The organism is Geobacillus sp. FSL W8-0026 (assembly GCF_037966255.1).
In the GTDB taxonomy this organism is placed as follows: domain Bacteria; phylum Bacillota; class Bacilli; order Bacillales; family Anoxybacillaceae; genus Geobacillus; species Geobacillus icigianus.
In genome coordinates, this window is the sequence record NZ_CP150194.1 from 2,647,961 (window position 1) to 2,666,895 (window position 18,935).

Below are 18,935 nucleotides of genomic sequence, written 5' to 3' on the forward strand. Positions count from 1 at the left end.
TAAAATGGAGAAACCTTACGAAATTGTTTTTTGTCTGAACAAAAAAACAGACCATGTTCAAGGAAATCATGGTTTTTCACCACCCTCTAAAACAATGGGTTTCTGTTTCGAATATCAAAACGGGCTGAATTCCTTCACTTGAAAGTCAGCCTCTTTCAATCAAGAGATGAACAAACGTCCCGGCTGAGCCCCGGGACGCTTCCTTTCTCTGCTACGCCTCCAAAACAGACGCTGGCCGCTTCTCGTTTTGTACGGATTGAGCAAAATCGTACTTCTTTTCCACATAGACTTGATGCCAAATCATAAACGTCAACACCGTCCACAGCTTGCGGCTATGATCCGCTTTCTGCTGCGCATGCTCATCGAGCAAGCGATACAGCACGTCTTTATGGAACAAGTGGTCCGTTTCGCTGTCGTGAATGAGCTGTTTCGCCCAATCATACATTTCGTTTCTCAACCAGTGGCGAATCGGCACAGGAAACCCTAATTTTTTCCGGTTTAATACATGATCCGGCACGATGCCTTCGGCCGCTTTGCGCAAAATATATTTCGTCGTGCCGTTGGCGGTTTTCATCTCCGGAGCGATCGTAGCAGCTGCTGCAAACACCGCTTTGTCCAGAAACGGCACCCGCAACTCAAGCGAATGCGCCATCGTCATTTTATCGGCCTTAACTAAAATATCGCCTCTCAGCCATGTATGGAGATCAATGTACTGCATCCGGTTGACCGGCGGATAATGAACGGTTTCTTGATAGAGCGGTGCGGTCACCGTTGTATACTCACGGCCTTTTTCATACGTTTTGAGCAAGGCCGCCTTTTCCGCTTCACTGTATATTTTGGCGTTCCCGATATACCGTTTTTCAAGCGGGGTCGTGCCGCGCTCTAAAAAACTCTTCCCTTTCACCCCGTCAGGAAGCCACTTGGCGATGAAGCGCAGCACGCTCTTCACCGCTCCCGGCATCCGCTCCAACCACCGCAACGACTCTGGTTCACGATAAATGTTATAGCCGCCAAACAGCTCGTCCGCCCCCTCGCCGGAAAGCACCACGGTAACATGCTTTCTCGCTTCACGGGCGACAAAATACAGCGGCACCGCGGCCGGATCCGCCAACGGATCATCCATATGCCACATAATTTTCGGCAGCTCGTCCATATACTCCTGCGGCGAAATGACATAGCTGATATTGTCTACGCCCAGCTTCTCAGCCGTCTCCTTGGCCACATCGATTTCGCTGAACCCTTGCCGCTCAAACCCGACCGAAAACGTCTTTAAATCCGGATGAAACTGTTTGGCGATCGCCACGATAAACGAGGAATCAATGCCGCCCGACAAAAACGCCCCGACCGGCACATCGCTGCGCATATGGACACGGACCGAATCAACCAACGCCGTGCGGATGTTCTCAACCAATTCCTCCTCCGACTGGCGAACAGGGCGGAAAAACGGCTTCCAATAGCGATGAATCGTGAGCGGTTCACCGACTCGTTTCTTGATATAATGCCCCGGCTCCAACTTCGAAATACCGGCCGACATCGTCGATGGCTCGGGGACGTATTGGAAGGTTAAATAATGCTGGAGCGATTCATGATCTACCGTTTCCTCCCCAAGCGCAAGCAAAAGGCTTTTCTTCTCCGAAGCGAAAAACGTGCGGCCGCCTTGTTCCGCATAGAAAAACGGTTTAATGCCGAACGGATCGCGGGCTGCAAACACCGTTTTTTCCTGCTTGTCCCAAATGACAAACGCAAACATCCCGCGCAGCTTTTCGACCGCTTTTTCTTGTTCCATGCTATAAAGCGCAACGATGACCTCCGTATCGGAGTTTGTCGCAAACGACAATCCTTTCGCCGTCAGCTCTTCCCGCAATTCGACGTAATTGTAAATCTCCCCGTTAAAAATGATCCAGTACCGATCGTTTTCATACGAGAGCGGCTGATGCCCCGCTTCCAAATCGATGATGCTGAGCCGCCGAAATCCAAACCCGACGTGCTCATCCATATAATACCCCTCATCATCCGGCCCGCGATGGGTAATCAGGCGGTTCATCCGCCTTAATTCCTCGCTCCATCCCGGATCTTGACATTCCGGACGATCGACAATCCATCCAATAAATCCACACATAACGATGACTGTCCCTCCAATGAATTGACATCAAGGCAACCCGTTTTTATTCTTTGCCTTACGCCTTCGGTTGCAATAAAATAATAGGCAAAGAAGAAAACAAAACCAGTTCCATTCTATCTTACAAAAAGCAAAGTTTCAAAACCAATCTTTCGCCATTTTTGACAAAACCCAACGTTCCATCACAACCATCGGAGGCACAATGGGCAGCTGACTATACATTTAACGCTTTCTTGTTCCAATACCCTTCTTTGGAAACGGGAAAACAATCAAAACAGCCCGGAAGCCGCCATTGAAGCACTGCTGATCGATGAAGGGGGAGAATCGCTTTGCTCACCATGATCTCGCTGTTGACCGCTCTCATCGTGCTCCTCTGCCTCGCTCTTTTGCGAAGCCCTCTCAGCCGCAAAAGGGACCAGCTGTTGCTGGCTGTATACGCGGGCTGTCTCGCCTTGCTTCTAGCCGTTTTGTCCAATCATAAAAGCTGGGCGCAAACAAAGGATCGATTTCAACATTTTGTACAGGAAACCATCGTCCCGCTTGTCAATTATGACCAAGCGGCGAACGCCGGCAAATCGACGTTGAAATCAACGGTGTTGATTGACGCGCCGTTAATCTCGCAGCTCCCCGAGCTGCCAAGGGGATGTGAAGTCACCAGCTTAGCCATGCTGCTGAACCATGCGGGAATTGATGTTGACAAAATGACATTAGCGAGACAAGTACGGAAAAATCCGACGCCATATCAAGTAAAAAACGGCCGCGTCTTTTACGGCCATCCAAATGAAGGATTTGTCGGCGACATGTATACATTGTCGAAGCCTGGATACGGCGTATATCACAAACCCATTAAGGAGCTGGCCGAACGATACTTGCCAACGCAAATCGTCGACTTGACCGGACAATCCTTTGAACACATTTATGACTACGTAGCGAAAGGCTCCCCGGTGTGGGTCATTACAAACACCACCTTCCGTCCGCTTCCCCCCTCCGCCTTTCGCGAATGGCAAACACCGCAAGGACCGGTCAAAATCACGTATCGGGAACACGCGGTACTCATTACGGGATACGATGAGCAGTACATTTATTTCAACGACCCATTGACCGCCATCAAAAATCAAAAAGCACCGAAGCAAGAGTTTATCGCGGCTTGGGTTCAAATGGGACGGCAAGCGATTACGTATCGCCGCTAAGCTCGGCGAATCCGAATCGCTTGCTTTTTTTTCATTTTCGTTGAACGATTTTCTCCATACATTTTGCACATCTATTTTTTATCCTAGTGAGAAGCATTGTGAAATCAGCTTTCTTTTCCTGTGAAATACCGCTGATTGGCGAGCGGAACCCTTTTTTCACTGGTCTTCTAGATGGCTGGTGAAAAACAGTTGTTTCTTTTGAGCAATGGGGGAGCGTTTGAAAGACGATCCTGATGCGACAAGGTTTTTCTATTTGAGAAACAGGCTTGATAAGAGGCTTGCTCCCTTAAATCACCGGCCTCCTAGGCCACCCCTTTTTTGAATAATGAGCTATCCCCAAACGGCGCATACGGTTTGAATGGAAGTCTAACTTTCATTTAGCAATCGTTCAACGTGCTGTTTTAATACAGGAATCTTATTTCGAACGACATCCCACACAATTCGATAATTAATGGAGAAATAACTGTGGATCAGCATATCCCTCATGCCAGCCATCTTTCTCCATTCGATATATGGAGATGCTTGCCTGATTTCGTCTGGAATGTTTTTCGCTGCTTCTCCAATCACTAATATATTTTTAATGACTGCATCTGATACTAAATCATTATCTAAAAAGTCATCATAAGAAAGCCCTTGGGTGTACTTCTCAATTTTCTCTGCAGCAACCAAAATATCTTGCAAAAAGACGCTAGGATCCCTCTGCATACTTCACACTCCTTAAAATAGTCGGCTTTAATCCTGGTTTGATATCATCTACAATCACTAAATCCACTGATTTTTGAAAAAGATCTTCCAAACTCAGTTTCAACTCCATATAATGATCAAACGTCACCGCATGATCCATAAATTCTACCAACACATCAATGTCACTCGACTCCCTTTGTTCCCCCCGACTGTACGAGCCAAATAACCCAATTCGCTTCACACCATACTTTTTCTTCCATAAATCTAAACATTTCGCCATTTCATTAAGGATGTCTTGTTGCGATCGCAAATCAATCCCCCCTTTTTCCGCGCCTGTTATTTTCATTATAACATCCCGCTTTCCCGATATTCTTCAAGAAGAGAAAAAAACTTTTCCCAGCCGAGAACTCGTCATGTCCCGTTACGCTCTCGATTAAAAAGGCCCCGTCTTCCCTCGGGGCCCCTTCTCGTTATTTCACATCATATCCTTGCTCTTCAATCGCTTCTTTCAGTTTTTCTACGCTGACCTTTGTTTCATCATACTCCACATCGACCGTCCCTTCTTGCAAATGCACTTCGACGCGGCTGACGCCATCCAACGCTTGAAGGGCGTTCGTCACCGCCGCTTGGCAATGTCCGCATGTCATTCCTTGCACTTGCAATGTAATCGTCATCATCGATTCCTCCTTAAATGTTTATAGTTTCACACGCTTCAACCGAAGCGCGTTGGTCACAACCGACACAGAGCTGAATGCCATCGCCGCTCCCGCGATCCACGGCTCCAACAATCCGAAAGCGGCGACCGGAATGCCGATCGTATTATAAAACAACGCCCAGAACAGATTTTGCCGAATGTTTTTCATCGTTTGCCGGCTCAACTCAATGGCTTTCGAGATATGGCGCAAATCGCCGCCGACCAAGGTCACATCGGCCGTTTCGATCGCCACATCCGCTCCTGTGCCAATCGCCATCCCAATATCCGCTTTGGCCAAAGCCGGCGCATCGTTAATCCCATCGCCGACCATCGCCACACGTTTTCCTTGTTTTTGCAATTCCTCGACGATGTTCGCTTTTTCTTCCGGGAGCACCTCGGCATACACATGCTCAATGCCGACTTCATGGGCGATCGCTCCTGCTGTCCGCTGATTGTCCCCTGTTGCCATATAGACATCGATGCCCATTTGTTTTAATGTTTGAATCGCTTCTTTCGCGCTTTCTTTCACCGTATCCGCGACCGCCATGATGCCGGCCAGCTCTCCATCGATGGCCACAAGCATCGCGGTTTTTCCTTGTTTTTCAAGCTCTATCAAGCGATTTTCGCACTGAGAAATCTCAACAGCGCGGTCCTTCATCCATTTCCGCGTCCCGATCAAAACGGTTTTGCCGTCAATGACCGCTTCAATGCCGTGGCCGGCAATGGCGGAAAAGTGCTCCAATGGCTTCATCGAAATCGCTTGTTTCTTCCCGTATTCGACAATCGCCTGAGCGAGCGGATGCTCGGAAGCGCTCTCGGCGGAAACCGCATAATCAAGCATGTCCTCGCGGAAGGCCAGCACATCGGTGACTTCCGGTTTTCCTTTTGTCACTGTTCCTGTTTTATCGAGCAATACGGCATTGATTTTATGCGTTCCCTCTAGGTACTCACCTCCTTTAAAGAGAATGCCTTGTTCTGCCCCTTTGCCGGTGCCGACCATAATCGATGTCGGTGTCGCCAAACCGAGCGCACAAGGGCACGCGATGACAAGAACAGCGATGGCCACCTCAAGCGCTTTGGCCAAATCACCCGGCGCAACGAAGAAGTACCAGATGAGAAAGGAAACAACCGCAATTCCGACAACAATCGGTACGAAAATGCCGGAAATGACATCGGCCATCCGCTGAATCGGCGCTTTCGACCCTTGCGCCTCTTCGACGATTTTAATGATATGAGAAAGCGCGGTATCTTTTCCGACTTTTTCGGCGCGAATAGTCAGCACCCCATTTGTATTAATGGTTGCCCCGATCACATAGTCGCCTTCCTTCTTATCGACCGGAATCGATTCACCGGTAATCATCGATTCGTCTACGGAAGATGCTCCGGCGATGACCGTACCGTCTACCGGAATTTTTTCTCCCGGCTTAACAACGATCGTATCGCCGATCACCACTTCCTCGAGTGGAACTTTTATTTCGTCCCCATTCCGAATGACGGTCGCTTCCTTCGCCTGCAGGCTGACTAACTTCGAAATGGCTTCCGTTGTCCTCCCTTTCGCAATCGCTTCAACATATTTGCCGACAAGCACAAGCGTGATCAAGACGGCGCTCGTTTCAAAATACAGCCTCGGCATATAGTCAGGATTCCCGAGCGTCCGAAAAGCTTCAGACAAGCTGTACACGTACGCGGCGGATGTTCCGAGCGCCACAAGGACGTCCATGTTCGCACTTTTGTTTCGCAACGCCCGGTACGCCCCGACGTAGAAGGGACCGCCGATGTAAAACTGAACGGGTGTAGCGAAAAGAAGCTGGAACCACGGATTCATCAGCCAATGCGGCATCGGTAAGCCGATAGCAAACGGCATATGCGCCAGCATCGTATAGAGCAGCGGCAACGATAAGAGGATGGAAATGGCGAGTCGCCGCTGCTTCTGTTTCAACTGCTCTTCTTTCCGGCCAGCACCCTCTTGTTCTTCGTTTCGAATTTGCCCCCTGTACCCAAGCGTTTTGATTTTCTCTAAAATGTCTTCGACAGATGCAACTCCCTCTTTGTATTCAACGACCGCACTGTTGGTCGCCAAGTTGACCGCAGCGCTTGTCACCCCTTCCATCCGATTCAACCCTTTTTCAATCCGTGTCGCACAAGCCGCACATGTCATGCCTTCAATATCGAGCATCACTTTTTCTGTCGCCACGCCATACCCTAAATGCTCAATTTTCGTCTCGAGATCGGCGATCGTTTGCTTCGCTGGATCGTAGTGAATCGTTGCGTTTTCCATGGCCAAATTGACATGGGCGTTGACGCCGTCCATCTTATTTAATGCTTTCTCGATCCGATTGGCGCACGCGGCGCATGTCATGCCCGTCACCTTCAGCGTCACGGTTTTCAGCTCTCCCATTTCCATCCCCCCTTACTTCGAAAATTGTTTCATCACATCCATTAATTCGCGAATCGATTCATCTCCGCTCCCTTCACGGATCGCTTTGGCCACACAATGGCTCACATGGCGTTCAAGCAACTGTAGCCCGACTTGGTTCAACGCTGCTCTAATCGCGGAAATTTGCACTAAAATATCGATGCAATACCGATTGTCCTCCACCATTTTTTGCACCCCGCGCACTTGCCCTTCGATGCGCTTCAAACGCTTGATGATGCGTTCGATTTCCTGTTCCGTCCGTGGAACCATTTTGTGATCTTCATAATGGTTCATCCAACATCACCTCTTTCAATTACATTATACCGGTAACGGGTATAAAACACAACAGAAATCCCCTCTACAAATCATGCTCACAAGCAAAACCGTAATCAATACCTACGCGGGAAAATTCCACTTTCCACTAAAAACATTCATGGGCAAGCCTTGCTTCCCACCCTAGCATGAAAATGACGGATTGAGGCGGTGTATTTAACAGAAAATTAACATTTTTTACAGTATGTAGATTGAACAATAAAGAATTTCTGCTTTTACGCTTCCGTTTTCGTCCGCATGCAAGCAGATATAGCCGGATGAAAAACAATATGCCAACTTGCCTCGATCTACCAAGCCACTTTCGCACGCAGTGATTGGCGCTCACGAAAAGGCATGGTAAACTAAGCATATCATTACAAAAAAGGTGGGGAGGGACTGCCTTGGATCAGTTGCTGCATGTGTTTGTCAAAGTAGTGGAAAAAGGAAACTTCACGAAAGCAGCTGAAGAGCTGCATATGACGCAACCCGCGGTCAGCCAGCACATTCAAACATTGGAACGATTGTTGGATACAAAACTGTTAGACAGGACAAACAAGTATGTCAGATTGAACAAAGCCGGGGAAATCGTTTACCATTATGCGCAAGAAATTCTCGGATTGTACACACGTATGAACCAACTGCTTGATGATTTACTGAATCGAGCGAGCGGGAAGCTGTCGATTGGAGCCAGCTACACGTACGGCGAGTATGTTCTTCCCCAGATGATCGCTCAATTGCATCAACACTATCCGCTCATTACACCGACAATCACGATCGGAAACTCGAATGAAATTGTTGAAATGGTAAGCAGCCATCAACTGGATGTGGGGATTATCGAAATGGACATCGAGTCAGCGAGCGTATCTATCGAACCATTAGCCGAAGATCAAATGGTTGTCGTGGCTTCGCCTCGCCACCCGTACGCCCACAAAAAGAAGGTCAAGATCGAAGACCTAGAGAGCGCCACATGGATTGTTCGAGAACAAGGTTCGGGGACAAGGAAAGCAACGGATGAATTTTTTCGCAATCACCGCTTTGTTCCGTCTTCGATGATGGAATTTGGCAGCACACAACTCATTAAAGAAGCGGTCGAAGCCGGCTTGGGGATCACGTTTCTCTCCCTTTGGACGATCAAAAAAGAACTTTCGTTTGGCACGTTATCCATCATCCCGATCGATGAAGAGCCGTTTGTTCGCCGCTTTTCTCTCGTAACGCCGAAAACCCCGTTTTATACAAAAGCTATGGACGTCTTTTTAACCATCATTCGCACTCACCACCCTTCCGTCAGGCAGTGGTCCCCTCCTCCGTCTCTTTGAGCAAAGACGGCCGACAGCGTCGCCGGTCGTCTTTTTTCCTTGACCATTAAACAAAGAATAACGATAACAGAGACAAGCAAAATGATACGAGACACATCGCGGCAAGAGGACGCCAGCCATTTCTCCCCCATGTTCGCAAATCGACATTCAATCCAAGTCCGACCATCGCCGCCGTCAAGAAAAGCGAAGTGACAAAAGAGAGAAAGCTTAGAACACCGGGAGAAACTGAAATGGCGTTTCCCAGCACATAACTGCCGAACAAACTCATAACGATAAATCCTAGCAAAAACCACGGAAAGGGAACTTTCGTTTTTCTTCCGTCATGACAATTCGCTTTGGTCTTTTTCCAATACATAAGAACAAAACTGAGCGGTGCAAGCCAAAGCACCCTCCCTAGCTTGGCCAACAACGCCAACGCCAGCGCCTCCTGCCCGGCCGGAGCTCCTGCCAGTGCGACATGGGCGATTTCATGCAAGCTCATCCCGCTCCACGCCCCATACTGCAACGAGGAAAGCGGCAAAAGCGGGCGAATGAGCGTGTATCCAATTGAAAACACCGTGCCGACCAACGCAATCATTCCAATTGAGAGAGCCGTATCCTCATCATCTGATTGCAAAATGGGGGACACAGCGGCAATCGCCGCCGCCCCGCACACCCCCGTTCCGATACCTAGCAACAAAGACAAAGAAGGGCTGACGTTTACCATTTTTCCAATCCATACCATCGTAAAGATAGCAAACACAACGATGACCAAATCTCGAAAGACAAGCCCCCATCCGTGCTGAAGCAAAACGGCTATATTCAACTTCAGCCCGAATAGCACAATAGCCAATCGCAACAAATATTTCGAAACAAATTGAATCCCCGAACGAAGGGCCACAGGATAGCCAAATACGTGCCGATACAGCACCGCCAGTAAAATAGCACAAGCGAGTGGACCTAAATGATCGAGTCCAGGCAGGGAAGCCAGCGCCATGCCAATGGCAGCGACCGAAAACGGAAAAACTACCCCTCCTACCCATCGACGTTTCTCTTGTCCCCAGGTCAGCCTATCAGGCCGAACCGCTTTCTTTCCCTTCTCCATTCCCATTCCCCCTATCCATACTGCGAACTTCGTGTTTATCATACGCCTCTTTGACTTATAAGTAAAATAGCGTTTTTTTATCATTATAATAAGTAATAGATTATGATAGACAAAATACTCTCTTCTCTGCACCATTTCCATAAAAGGGCAACCGATGGCTTCCTTTCTCAGCGCTACTCGCGCGCCTCAACGGCCTTTCTCAAACCGAAAAACCAATCGCTTCGGAATTGCTTCTCACACGTTCCCCCTATCGACCAAGGACGATCAGACTAAAACCGGCAGGAAACCACCCGTTTCGCCGGATTTCCAAACGATGAGGGGATGGTGCTGCCAAGCTTTTCAACTTGGAAAACGCCGCTGGGGGCAGTCCTCTGCCCTCATCTCCCCCGCTAAGGAAAAGTTTGTCGAAACCGCTATTTTCTTTCCCATCTGCACATTGTATAATCAAACTAGAGGGAGGTGAACAAGCGTGGAACGCGATACCATCGTGAAAGAAGTAGTCGAGGCGCTGAAAATGTTTTCCCGCGATATCCGCACCCAAATTGACGAAATGGGAAGCCAATTGCGAGCCGAAATCCAAGACACGGCCAACCAACTGAGAGCCGAAATCCAAGACACGGCCAACCAACTGAGAGCAGAAATGCAAGATACAGCCAATCAGTTGAGAGCGGAAATGCAACAATTTCGCGCCGAGGTAAACGAGCGGTTTGATCGACTCGAACAAAAATTCGCCGGCTTGCGCGTGGAGTTGACAGAAACGCAAGAAACCGTCCATTTCCTCGCGTCGAAAACCATCCAGCACGAGAAAAAGCTCCACCATCTGGCCAAGCAACTCGAATCCGTTCGTTAACTTCCCTTCACTCCAAGAGCCGCGTTGGATTCATCGTCAGACGCGGCGTCTCTGTTTCTCCGCTCGCGCGTCCAAGCGGGCCCAAAAGCTGAAGACAAACGAACAACGATACAGAAAACAAACGTCCTCTATCCTGTCAAGCAACGAAACTGGCAACAAACGACGCATGTCAAACCGTTTCACGTATACGTGCATGTCTTTTAACATAAACTACGATCAAAGAACAGTTTTCACCAAACGGCAAGGAGGAACCATCCATGTCATTTCTATGGAGTTTGATCGTTGGCGGTATCATCGGTTGGCTAGGCGGGCTTTTGACAGGTCGCGATATTCCCGGAGGAATCATCGGCAATATCATCGCCGGGTTTATCGGTGCATGGCTTGGAACAAAGTTATTCGGCAATTGGGGGCCGACCATCGGCGGATTTGATATTATTCCGGCTCTGATCGGTTCGGTCATTCTCATTTTGCTGGCTAGTTTTATCATTCGCAAGCTACATCAAGCTAGGTAATGATGATCGGTCACCAGAATTCAAGATGGAAAAAACCGGGCCATGTTCCGCCCGGTTTTTTTCGTGAATATCCCCACCACTTGGTGAATGCGGTCAAGTGCGGTATACGCAGTTTGTTGAAGAATCGATCCACCGGCTCGACGGCATTCGCCTTTTTCTGTTTTTCGGAGAACTTGTCTATACCATTTCTTTTCCACACGAATATGGTGAATCGACAAGATGAATTTCTGCTCAATAAAGGAGAAACGATACTGCAACAATTGCCTAGCGCGATCAATACGATCAATACGGCTCTGCCAACGATTTCCTCCACCTTGCAACAAGTCCTCTCCGTCTTGCAGCAACTGCTCAACGTGCTCGGCGGCTTGCCGCTTCCTTTGCAAAACAATCAACAATCATTCACCTTTCTCAGCCAATGGAGTGTCTCAGTGCAGCGAGACGCTCTATTGGCCCATACATAAGCACAGCCGGTCTTTCTCGCTCACCCGCCACCTTTTGGCGGCCATCGGCAAGCTCGTCCGTCCCCTTCCCCTTCCGCCGACAAACGAGTGGACACGACCAGTCGATCGATGTCATTTCAAAAAATCACTTACACACATTGTCACCATGCCAAAGAACTAGTATAGTAGACTTAGAAGCCCGGTGAAAAACCGCTAATTCCCTTCATCGATGGGGGAGCGCGTGAAAAGCAGGACCGATGCAACAAGGTTTTTCTCGTTGAGAAATGAGATGGCAAAGCCGTATCCACGAATCAATCACCGGACGCTTAGGAATACCATTGGCTTTTCGGTTTTTCATCCCTCCGGTGCCTCGTTGTCACCGACCTTTAGCAACATGCAAAACAAAAGACATGGTGCGCCGAATGCAAGTTTCCACCCTCGCTCGCCTTAACGGACGGGGTTTCTGTTCCAACAGCATCCAGACATCATCACTTGCCGAATTAGACAAAGAAAGGTAGGAAACCAATGTATCGTTCCTTTTTGCGGCAATTATGGCGCTACTACGTCATGGGATCCGCAATGGCCGTCGGAGGAGTAGGCACAACGTTCATGTTGACAACGTTGCGTGTATCAGCGCAGGAAGGAAAATGGCTGATCGCCATTTTATTCACATCGGCAATGGTGATGGCGGCCGCGGAAGCGATCGTCTTCGCCCGGGATGTAGCCCCTATTCGCCGCTTTTTTGCATCCCAATCTCCAGACCCGTCACTGGCGCTCGCAGCCTTCAAACAAGTGCAGCGCTTTCCGCTGTTGGCCGTTCGGCGGATTTTAGGGCCGCACTTATTCGGGTTGTCGATCCCGGGCGCCGGGCTGACCGCCTTGTGCATTCGCTACCATATTTTGTCCCTTCCATATCGGTATATTCTGTACGCGTTGGCCGGGGCTGTGCTGATCGCCTCACTCCATGCGCTCATTGAGTTTTTTTTGACAACGAAAGCATGCCGACCCTTGTTGGCATCTTTATCGGCGCAAATCGGTTCAATGGCAGAACAAGTGCCGCTTTCCATTTCCTTAAAAACGAAACTGCAGCTCACCGTATTATTCAGCAGTGCGTTTCCTGTTCTGCTGTTTAGTCTTGCTACTGAAATCAAATGGTCGATGACCGATCCAAATGGGGCCCATTGGTCCTACTGGCCTTGGGCTGCGACGATTTTGCTCTTTTGCATCGGCTTTTCTATATTTTTGGCGCGCTTATTGGTCGAAGAAATCCATGAACCGGTCAACGTTTTGCTCACTCACATGAAACGGGCGGAAACGGAAGCGTATGAACCGATCGCCCACAACGTTTATACCGATGAGTTCGCCGAATTGCTTCGCGGATTCAACCATATGATCGGCGCTGTACACAGTCGTGATCAGCTGAATAAACAACTATTGGACAGTTTCATCACGGTTTTGACCGCGGCGTTGGACGCCCGCGACCCTTACACCGCGGGACATTCGTTGCGCGTGGCGCATTATGCTCGCGCCATCGGGGAAAAACTCGCTTTGCCACCGGAACAGCTTGAGGTGCTATACCGCTCAGCCCTTCTCCATGATATTGGCAAAATCGGCATCCCCGACGCTGTTTTGCTGAAAGAAGGGAAACTGAGCGAGGAAGAGTTTGCCTGGATTAAAAAACATCCTGTCATTGGCGAATCGATTTTGCGCGAGATCCAACCGCTAGAACCGGTTGAGCCGCTGTTGCCGGGGATCCGTTCCCATCATGAGCGGATCGATGGAAAAGGATACCCAGATGGACTGCGCGGCGAGGACATCCCTCTGTTCGGACGCATCATCGCCGTCGCTGACGCGTTTGATGCCATGACATCGGATCGCCCGTATCGCAAAGGCATGGAAATTCACCAAGCAGCCGCTATTTTGCGTCAAGGAAAAGGAACACAGTGGGATGAAGAAATGGTGGAAGCCTTTTTGCAGTGGATGGAAGAAACGATGCCATCGACCGCCACGGCAGTATCTTAACGGGCGGGGCCAATACGATTGGAGAAGATCGAGTGCTTTCCGTTCACTGATTTGAATGTCTTCCTTTTGATGTCAATACATCCGAGCGTGAAACAGAAACATCTGGGTGACGAAAATGGCAACCAACGTCCCGTATAAATGGCATTCGAAACGTTCTTTCTTCATCTTCTTAACTTTCTGCAAATCAAATAATTCAATTGGCCAGCGCAGGGAATAGAGCTCATAAACCTGTTGACCATCAAACGACTCTTGTGGTAAATTCGTCAGTAAGATGTGGTATTTCTTTTGTTCGAGGGTTTGGCGTGTCAGCGCCTTCCCTTTTCTTTTTTCCTTTTTTTGCACATCCGTTTTTGCCATTCTTCCGCCGTCAGACGGCGGAAAATCAACCGTGGAACAGACAAGCGCTCATGGCCGATGTATACGTGTTCCACTTCCATCGTCTCTCCTTCTCCTAATGGATGGCCCATAGACTCCGAATCCCATTCGAAAAATGCTCATCCACAGTAAATTAATTTAAATATTCATTTTCCCACTTTTCTTGTTTTTCCACAGGACTCATTTCTGAAAGATCGTCATATCCATAGTGGATTTTCATTCGGCCTGTGTTATCCAAAATGTAAGTTAAATTCGTCCATGGTTCTTGTTCTTTGAATTTTTCTCTTAATCTAGAAAAACAGCTATACAACTCATTTTCTAACCTATCAAATTCATTCTCATCAACATCAAATAAATCTGTTATATCAAGGCTATATACCGGCTCTCCTTCTTTTTCTGGATAGTAATAGAAAAAGATTTTTTTATAACCTTCTCTAAATTCGGCGTATAACAGGATTTTTCTCCATGCCTCAGGAATCATATTAACTAATATATCTGCAATTTGTTGGTATATATATTCCATTTTATACGTTTCCATCTTACTTACCTCCTGAATAGTTAATTAGTCTCTCGGAATATTTTTTACCATTTATGGAGTAGTCGATTTTAAATTCTTTCGGTCTAACCGATTGTCCCTCATATATAGGCTTCACCCTAATCGTTACCTCTTTCCCCTCTTCTAAAGCTTTTTTCCATGTATTCTCTAGAGTTTTATACTCACTCCTATTTAGAGGACTGGTGAAAAACGGTTGTTTCTCTAGAACATGGGGGAGCGTGTGAAAGGCGATCCGGATGCGACAGGGCTTTTCTATTTGAGAAACGAGGCTGGTAAGCGGCCTGTTTCCTTAAATCACCGGCCTTTTAGTGTAGCATTCATAGGTACTAAGTTATCAATATCGCCAGACCCTTTAAATATACTTGCTATTAAATGACCACCTTCATCGTTTGATAGTCTATCTTCCCTTCCTACTACTTTTTGAGCGTACGAATTTCGGTTGGCTTTTCCTAACTCTAATTTAGCTTCAACACTAGAAATACGTCCCCTATCATCAGTAGTATATCTATATCCTTCTTTTGTTGTATACCCTACATTTGGCTTTAAGGTTTTTTTACGATTAACCCTTGTGTATTGTTCACCATATTTAACATTCTCTATTTCCTTAACCGCTTTCTCCGAAACCCCTTCACCCCGGCTCATTCGCTGGTACAGTTCGTTCGCGTGTTGGGCGAAGTGGGAGCTTCCTGCTGTCGCTAAAGTGGCTCCATGGGCGGCTCCCATAGCCGCGATGGCAGTGGCGGGGACTCCGGATCGCCGCTCCTACTCCCGTCCGGCTGCGGCTAAAGGGATGGACCCGGCTGTTTCGACTACTCCGGCTACAGTCGATACCGCGTGTCCTGTCATTTGTCCCAATCCATGGGCGACAAGGGAGCTATTATGACAGCGTGAACCTCAAAATACAACTGAGATGCAGAAGTTTTGATATATTTTGACTCTCGAAAACAAAATAGCAAACAAGGCTATATATCTAGTTCAATGGTTTCTAATTTTCTAAATACTCGATTTAGACATAACTATATACATGCTCATTGAAAACTTAACATTTGACTTCTCCTGCAACGAGCTTCCTCCCCCATGGCGCAGCCTGCGGGTTGAGCCTACAAGATTTTTAGAGGAAATGATGCAGCGCTTAGGGTGTGCAGGATAACGGAGAGGTTAACTCTTCATGTTGCATGTATATAGCATGAGCTCTGAGGCTAATGTTTCGGCTAGCTTTAGACACAAAACACGAAAAACAAAAACCCTGAAAGGCATAAAGCCAATCAAGGTTTTACACATACTTCGCGACGAAAATACTACAAAAGGCACTAGAAAAAAATATGTTTTCGAAGACACGTTAGCTCTAATACTTGGACATAATTAAGTCCAATCCCTCAGCTTAATAGCTCTGTGCAACTCCAATAATTTTGTTGCAATGTAAGCACTTAAACACAAAAACTGCGGTGTAATTACCGATATCATTCCAAAAAACATCGATATCATCAATCCTACTTTTAGTTAAATCATCTAATATCGACACGATGTAATCTTTTCCGTTCCCGTTTTGCGAGGCGTTATTAAAATCCTCTTGTTTCCACTCACCAACATACTGCATAAAATCCCCATCGCATACAGGCCAATCATTATATTGAATCCACGGTACTGGTGGATTTTTTTCTAACTCACTAATAATAGATTCAAATAATTCGTTTAGTTCCTCGCTGTTTTTTTCCGTAAAAGTATTTTTTAAATGTGTATACAACCTGTCTTTAAGGTATTGGGGAATTTGTACCGTAGTTTCTCCCTTTACTAAGCAATCTAGACAAACAGACGTAATTTCATCTCCTCTGTCAAAGTACTCTCCTTCTAAGCAATTCTCTTCTGTTCCGCAAAATTGACAGTTCTCTTCTGTAAACTCCGCATTGGTTTCTGGATTCATAAAGTACTTGAATTTGTACTTGTTAGCGTTCATATCTTCCCACCTCATTTATCAAATCTTCCTCTATCCCATTCGGACTCCCAATACTTTCTAACGTCCTTTCTAAACTGCTTCCTGTCAATGCCAGATTTCTCATTATAGCATGGATGGTTCTTTTTATAGTTTTCGCCAAATCGATGATCTGAGGCGTGCATTTCATGAAAAGGACCATTAGGATTTTGCCCCTCGTGGTGTATCTCGATTGGTCGATTATCTTTTTTGCTAATAGGTGCATTTCCACGTTTATTAGGTGCAAAAATTTCATTGTTAGGAATTCTGGTTTTCATGTTATCAGAAATACTATTACCTGTCCCCTTAGCAAGCCTCTCAGCTTCGTCCGTCCCCTTAACCGCTTTCACCGAACCCCCTTCGTTCCGGCTCATTCGCTGGTACAGTTCGTTCGCGTGTTGGACGAAGTGGGAGCTTCCTGTTGTCGCTAAAGTGGCTCCATGAGCGGCTCCCATAGCCGCGATGGCAGTGGCGGGGACTCCGATCGCCGCTCCTACTCCGGTGCCGCTAAGGGCAATGCCACCTGCTTCTAAAGCCATGAATCTAGCTGTTTCGATTGCCCTCGCTACAGTTGACATAGCATGTCCCGCCATTCGCCCCAATCCATATACAACAAGGTACTGGTTAGAACGCATGAACGTCGAAACACAATATAAATTAGCACATTCTTTTCGAACCCGTCTAAAATCATTTGAAAAAGGGATTCTAAAATAATGCGCCAATTTACAACTACGTCCAATTCCTGTTTTTTGCAGGCTAACGCACTTTTATTATGCTGTACAGATGCTTCACGCTGTCATTCTTCCAAACGGCGAATGGCTTCGCCCGTCCTTTTTGCCAGCCAACTGTTTAAAGTATTCAGCTTGTTTGAGTAGTCTCCTTACTTTTAACGTCCCCTGTGCTTGTTGTTTTACCATTCTCCTTTTCATCTTTTGATTTTGGGCATGCCAAAAAGGCTCATTCCTACTTATGGTTCAAGTTGGAACAAGCCTTTGAAAGTTTATTAAGTTTTTTACTGTTGGGTTTATTGGTTGTATTGTACGCCCTTGCTACTAGAATTATAAGCTACAATTTTCCTCCCATTTCTTCAAACCACTCGTCAAAAACATGCCCTGCTGTTTTCACTGGATCATTTGTATATTTTATCTCATAACTGTATTGAACTTCTAATTTATTCTTATGCACATCATAAATTAATTTCATCTCTGTTGGCATTTCTCTGTTATATTTTTGGCACAAGTCCTTAATTTTACGTAAATTTTCATTACAAATGTTAAGCATTGCAATTTGTCTTTCTTTTGAGACGTCATAAATATGCTTTGACTGACCATTCCCTTTTTGAACTACACTATTTAACTTGTGTTTTTCAACAATACAACCGTTTATTTTATAGAATACATCTGAACTAAATTGTCCAAATTCGTTTGAAGCATATATAAAAATCATATCTGCTTTGTTATTTACATATTCCAGACAAATCGTGACCATATCCGCTTGCAATTCTGAAAGGTAATCTTCAAACACTTTTGTCATTTTCAGACCTCCCTTAGTTTACCAAATTAACAACTTTAATCCTTCCATCTATTTCATAAGTTATGTTAAAACCAGACGGTCGAGGTGAATCCCCATCATAGTTTACTTTTACCTCAACAGACACATGTTTTGGAGGGTCTGCCTTTAGTGCTCTTACCCATTCATTCTCTAATTTTTTGTACTCACTTAGATTTACCTTACTTGACTGAGATACTAGGTTATCAAGCTCCGGAGAACCACCGAACCTGTCTCCTGCCAGATGGCCTGCATGGTCTCCTGGCTGTTTACCAGGCGTATTAGAGGTATGCGGTAATCGTTCATCTCTTGTAGTTAATTTTAGATCATTAGCAATAAACTTTTCAATTCTACCAAGATGATCTGTTTCATAATCATAATGGTGCTCACCAGCTTTATACTTTACATTCGGCTTTAGGCTACCTGCATTATCAAATGGATTGTCAACAAAAGTCTTGTTAGGAGCTTTTGATGTCCTCTTAGCAAGCCTCTCAGCTTCGTCCGTCCCCTTAACCGCTTTCCCCGACTCCCCTTCGCTCCGGCTCATTCGCTGGTACAGTTCGTTCGCGTGTTGGACGAAGTGGGAGCTTCCTGTTGTCGCTAAAGTGGCTCCATGAGCGGCTCCCATAGCCGCGATGGCAGTGGCGGGGACTCCGACCGCCGCTCCTACTCCCGTGCTGCTAAGGGCAATGCCACCTACTTCTGAAGCCATGAATCTAGCTGTTTCGATTGCCCTCGCTACAGTTGACATAGCATGTCATGCCATTCGCCCCAATCCATATACAATAAGGTGCTGGTTAGATCGCATGAACGTCGACACACAATATCAATTAGCACATTCTTTCCGA

General features: G+C 46.8%; 22 protein-coding genes and 1 pseudogene. 5 read left to right on the plus strand and 18 right to left on the minus strand.

What is annotated here, in order from left to right; all coding sequences use genetic code 11:
• Positions 1 to 211 precede the first annotated feature (211 nt).
• Positions 212 to 2,119, minus strand: a complete 1,908-nt coding sequence (gene asnB / locus NST29_RS13230; protein WP_172418598.1) for an asparagine synthase (glutamine-hydrolyzing) — start codon at positions 2,117 to 2,119, stop codon at positions 212 to 214.
• A 338-nt stretch (positions 2,120 to 2,457) separates the two neighbouring features.
• Between asnB and NST29_RS13235 the strand changes: the two genes are divergently transcribed.
• Positions 2,458 to 3,309 carry a C39 family peptidase gene (locus tag NST29_RS13235; RefSeq protein ID WP_172418815.1) on the plus strand — a complete coding sequence of 284 codons (852 nt, stop codon included), beginning with the start codon at positions 2,458 to 2,460 and terminating at the stop codon, positions 3,307 to 3,309.
• Positions 3,310 to 3,675: 366 nt separating this feature from the next.
• On the opposite strand, the gene NST29_RS13240 is transcribed toward NST29_RS13235, so the two are convergent.
• The 5 genes from NST29_RS13240 to NST29_RS13260 form a co-directional block, all read right to left on the minus strand.
• Entirely contained in the window at positions 3,676 to 4,014 is a 339-nt protein-coding gene (locus tag NST29_RS13240; RefSeq protein WP_033019839.1) for a DUF86 domain-containing protein, read from the minus strand.
• A complete protein-coding gene (locus NST29_RS13245; RefSeq protein ID WP_051962651.1) occupies positions 3,998 to 4,339 on the minus strand; it encodes a nucleotidyltransferase family protein in 342 nt (113 codons plus the stop codon). Before NST29_RS13245 ends, NST29_RS13240 begins: the two co-directional genes overlap by 17 nt.
• 124 nt (positions 4,340 to 4,463) lie before the next feature.
• On the minus strand, positions 4,464 to 4,667 hold the full coding sequence (gene copZ / locus NST29_RS13250) for a copper chaperone CopZ (RefSeq protein WP_033843361.1): 204 nt from the start codon (positions 4,665 to 4,667) through the stop codon (positions 4,464 to 4,466).
• A 21-nt stretch (positions 4,668 to 4,688) separates the two neighbouring features.
• The gene (locus tag NST29_RS13255; RefSeq protein WP_033843360.1) at positions 4,689 to 7,085 is read right to left on the minus strand and encodes a heavy metal translocating P-type ATPase; all 2,397 of its coding nucleotides are present in this window, start codon (positions 7,083 to 7,085) and stop codon (positions 4,689 to 4,691) included.
• Positions 7,086 to 7,097: 12 nt separating this feature from the next.
• Positions 7,098 to 7,397 carry a metal-sensing transcriptional repressor gene (locus tag NST29_RS13260; RefSeq protein WP_033843359.1) on the minus strand — a complete coding sequence of 100 codons (300 nt, stop codon included), beginning with the start codon at positions 7,395 to 7,397 and terminating at the stop codon, positions 7,098 to 7,100.
• Positions 7,398 to 7,816: 419 nt separating this feature from the next.
• Between NST29_RS13260 and NST29_RS13265 the strand changes: the two genes are divergently transcribed.
• Entirely contained in the window at positions 7,817 to 8,731 is a 915-nt protein-coding gene (locus NST29_RS13265; protein ID WP_033843358.1) for a LysR family transcriptional regulator, read from the plus strand.
• 46 nt (positions 8,732 to 8,777) lie between these two features.
• On the opposite strand, the gene NST29_RS13270 is transcribed toward NST29_RS13265, so the two are convergent.
• Positions 8,778 to 9,815 carry a putative sulfate exporter family transporter gene (locus NST29_RS13270; RefSeq protein WP_051962649.1) on the minus strand — a complete coding sequence of 346 codons (1,038 nt, stop codon included), beginning with the start codon at positions 9,813 to 9,815 and terminating at the stop codon, positions 8,778 to 8,780.
• Positions 9,816 to 10,284: 469 nt separating this feature from the next.
• Between NST29_RS13270 and NST29_RS13275 the strand changes: the two genes are divergently transcribed.
• The gene (locus NST29_RS13275; protein ID WP_033843357.1) at positions 10,285 to 10,665 is read left to right on the plus strand and encodes a hypothetical protein; all 381 of its coding nucleotides are present in this window, start codon (positions 10,285 to 10,287) and stop codon (positions 10,663 to 10,665) included.
• 257 nt (positions 10,666 to 10,922) lie between these two features.
• Positions 10,923 to 11,177, plus strand: a complete 255-nt coding sequence (locus tag NST29_RS13280; RefSeq protein ID WP_033019819.1) for a GlsB/YeaQ/YmgE family stress response membrane protein — start codon at positions 10,923 to 10,925, stop codon at positions 11,175 to 11,177.
• A gap of 20 nt (positions 11,178 to 11,197) precedes the next feature.
• On the opposite strand, the gene NST29_RS13285 is transcribed toward NST29_RS13280, so the two are convergent.
• Positions 11,198 to 11,569, minus strand: a complete 372-nt coding sequence (locus NST29_RS13285; protein ID WP_033019816.1) for a hypothetical protein — start codon at positions 11,567 to 11,569, stop codon at positions 11,198 to 11,200.
• A 573-nt stretch (positions 11,570 to 12,142) separates the two neighbouring features.
• Here NST29_RS13285 and NST29_RS13290 point away from each other — a divergent pair.
• A complete protein-coding gene (locus tag NST29_RS13290; protein WP_033019814.1) occupies positions 12,143 to 13,639 on the plus strand; it encodes an HD-GYP domain-containing protein in 1,497 nt (498 codons plus the stop codon).
• 72 nt (positions 13,640 to 13,711) lie between these two features.
• Here NST29_RS13290 and NST29_RS13295 read toward each other — a convergent pair whose 3' ends face one another.
• From NST29_RS13295 to NST29_RS13340, 10 genes and pseudogenes are all read right to left on the minus strand, one after another.
• On the minus strand, positions 13,712 to 13,996 hold the full coding sequence (locus NST29_RS13295) for a transposase (RefSeq protein WP_235597991.1): 285 nt from the start codon (positions 13,994 to 13,996) through the stop codon (positions 13,712 to 13,714).
• A complete protein-coding gene (locus tag NST29_RS13300) occupies positions 13,945 to 14,106 on the minus strand; it encodes a hypothetical protein (RefSeq protein WP_235597992.1) in 162 nt (53 codons plus the stop codon). The genes NST29_RS13295 and NST29_RS13300 overlap by 52 nt, the downstream gene beginning before the upstream one ends.
• A 41-nt stretch (positions 14,107 to 14,147) precedes the next feature.
• A complete protein-coding gene (locus NST29_RS13305) occupies positions 14,148 to 14,552 on the minus strand; it encodes an immunity protein YezG family protein (RefSeq protein ID WP_061912489.1) in 405 nt (134 codons plus the stop codon).
• 1 nt (position 14,553) lies between these two features.
• Positions 14,554 to 14,826, minus strand: coding sequence for a DNA/RNA non-specific endonuclease (locus NST29_RS13310; RefSeq protein ID WP_082799315.1), 273 nt, complete (start codon positions 14,824 to 14,826; stop codon positions 14,554 to 14,556).
• A gap of 50 nt (positions 14,827 to 14,876) precedes the next feature.
• Positions 14,877 to 15,161: pseudogene (locus NST29_RS13315) on the minus strand (DNA/RNA non-specific endonuclease); the annotation flags it as partial.
• A 790-nt stretch (positions 15,162 to 15,951) separates the two neighbouring features.
• Positions 15,952 to 16,524: a CbrC family protein gene (locus NST29_RS13320; protein WP_160331371.1), complete on the minus strand. Its 573-nt coding sequence runs from the start codon at positions 16,522 to 16,524 to the stop codon at positions 15,952 to 15,954.
• 11 nt (positions 16,525 to 16,535) lie between these two features.
• Positions 16,536 to 17,117 carry an HNH/ENDO VII family nuclease gene (locus tag NST29_RS13325; protein ID WP_160331372.1) on the minus strand — a complete coding sequence of 194 codons (582 nt, stop codon included), beginning with the start codon at positions 17,115 to 17,117 and terminating at the stop codon, positions 16,536 to 16,538.
• A gap of 210 nt (positions 17,118 to 17,327) precedes the next feature.
• Positions 17,328 to 17,456 (minus strand): hypothetical protein, encoded by a 129-nt coding sequence (locus NST29_RS13330; protein WP_255358714.1) that lies wholly within the window; start codon positions 17,454 to 17,456, stop codon positions 17,328 to 17,330.
• Positions 17,457 to 17,604: 148 nt separating this feature from the next.
• Complete coding sequence (locus NST29_RS13335; protein WP_033022794.1) at positions 17,605 to 18,072, minus strand: hypothetical protein; 468 nt, start codon at positions 18,070 to 18,072, stop codon at positions 17,605 to 17,607.
• A 13-nt stretch (positions 18,073 to 18,085) separates the two neighbouring features.
• Complete coding sequence (locus tag NST29_RS13340; protein ID WP_324696892.1) at positions 18,086 to 18,838, minus strand: DNA/RNA non-specific endonuclease; 753 nt, start codon at positions 18,836 to 18,838, stop codon at positions 18,086 to 18,088.
• Positions 18,839 to 18,935: the final 97 nt, after the last annotated feature.

Coding starts and splice junctions, on each gene's coding strand:
- asnB (WP_172418598.1), bottom strand. CDS start 2,119: ATGTGTGGATTTATTGGATGGATTGTCGATCGTCCGGAATGTCAAGAT.
- NST29_RS13235 (WP_172418815.1), top strand. CDS start 2,458: ATGATCTCGCTGTTGACCGCTCTCATCGTGCTCCTCTGCCTCGCTCTT.
- NST29_RS13240 (WP_033019839.1), bottom strand. CDS start 4,014: ATGCAGAGGGATCCTAGCGTCTTTTTGCAAGATATTTTGGTTGCTGCA.
- NST29_RS13245 (WP_051962651.1), bottom strand. CDS start 4,339: ATGAAAATAACAGGCGCGGAAAAAGGGGGGATTGATTTGCGATCGCAA.
- copZ (WP_033843361.1), bottom strand. CDS start 4,667: ATGACGATTACATTGCAAGTGCAAGGAATGACATGCGGACATTGCCAA.
- NST29_RS13255 (WP_033843360.1), bottom strand. CDS start 7,085: ATGGGAGAGCTGAAAACCGTGACGCTGAAGGTGACGGGCATGACATGC.
- NST29_RS13260 (WP_033843359.1), bottom strand. CDS start 7,397: ATGAACCATTATGAAGATCACAAAATGGTTCCACGGACGGAACAGGAA.
- NST29_RS13270 (WP_051962649.1), bottom strand. CDS start 9,815: ATGGAGAAGGGAAAGAAAGCGGTTCGGCCTGATAGGCTGACCTGGGGA.
- NST29_RS13280 (WP_033019819.1), top strand. CDS start 10,923: ATGTCATTTCTATGGAGTTTGATCGTTGGCGGTATCATCGGTTGGCTA.
- NST29_RS13290 (WP_033019814.1), top strand. CDS start 12,143: ATGTATCGTTCCTTTTTGCGGCAATTATGGCGCTACTACGTCATGGGA.
- NST29_RS13295 (WP_235597991.1), bottom strand. CDS start 13,996: ATGGCAAAAACGGATGTGCAAAAAAAGGAAAAAAGAAAAGGGAAGGCG.
- NST29_RS13300 (WP_235597992.1), bottom strand. CDS start 14,106: ATGGGCCATCCATTAGGAGAAGGAGAGACGATGGAAGTGGAACACGTA.
- NST29_RS13305 (WP_061912489.1), bottom strand. CDS start 14,552: ATGGAAACGTATAAAATGGAATATATATACCAACAAATTGCAGATATA.
- NST29_RS13320 (WP_160331371.1), bottom strand. CDS start 16,524: ATGAACGCTAACAAGTACAAATTCAAGTACTTTATGAATCCAGAAACC.
- NST29_RS13325 (WP_160331372.1), bottom strand. CDS start 17,117: ATGTCAACTGTAGCGAGGGCAATCGAAACAGCTAGATTCATGGCTTTA.
- NST29_RS13330 (WP_255358714.1), bottom strand. CDS start 17,456: ATGGTAAAACAACAAGCACAGGGGACGTTAAAAGTAAGGAGACTACTC.
- NST29_RS13335 (WP_033022794.1), bottom strand. CDS start 18,072: ATGACAAAAGTGTTTGAAGATTACCTTTCAGAATTGCAAGCGGATATG.
- NST29_RS13340 (WP_324696892.1), bottom strand. CDS start 18,838: ATGTCAACTGTAGCGAGGGCAATCGAAACAGCTAGATTCATGGCTTCA.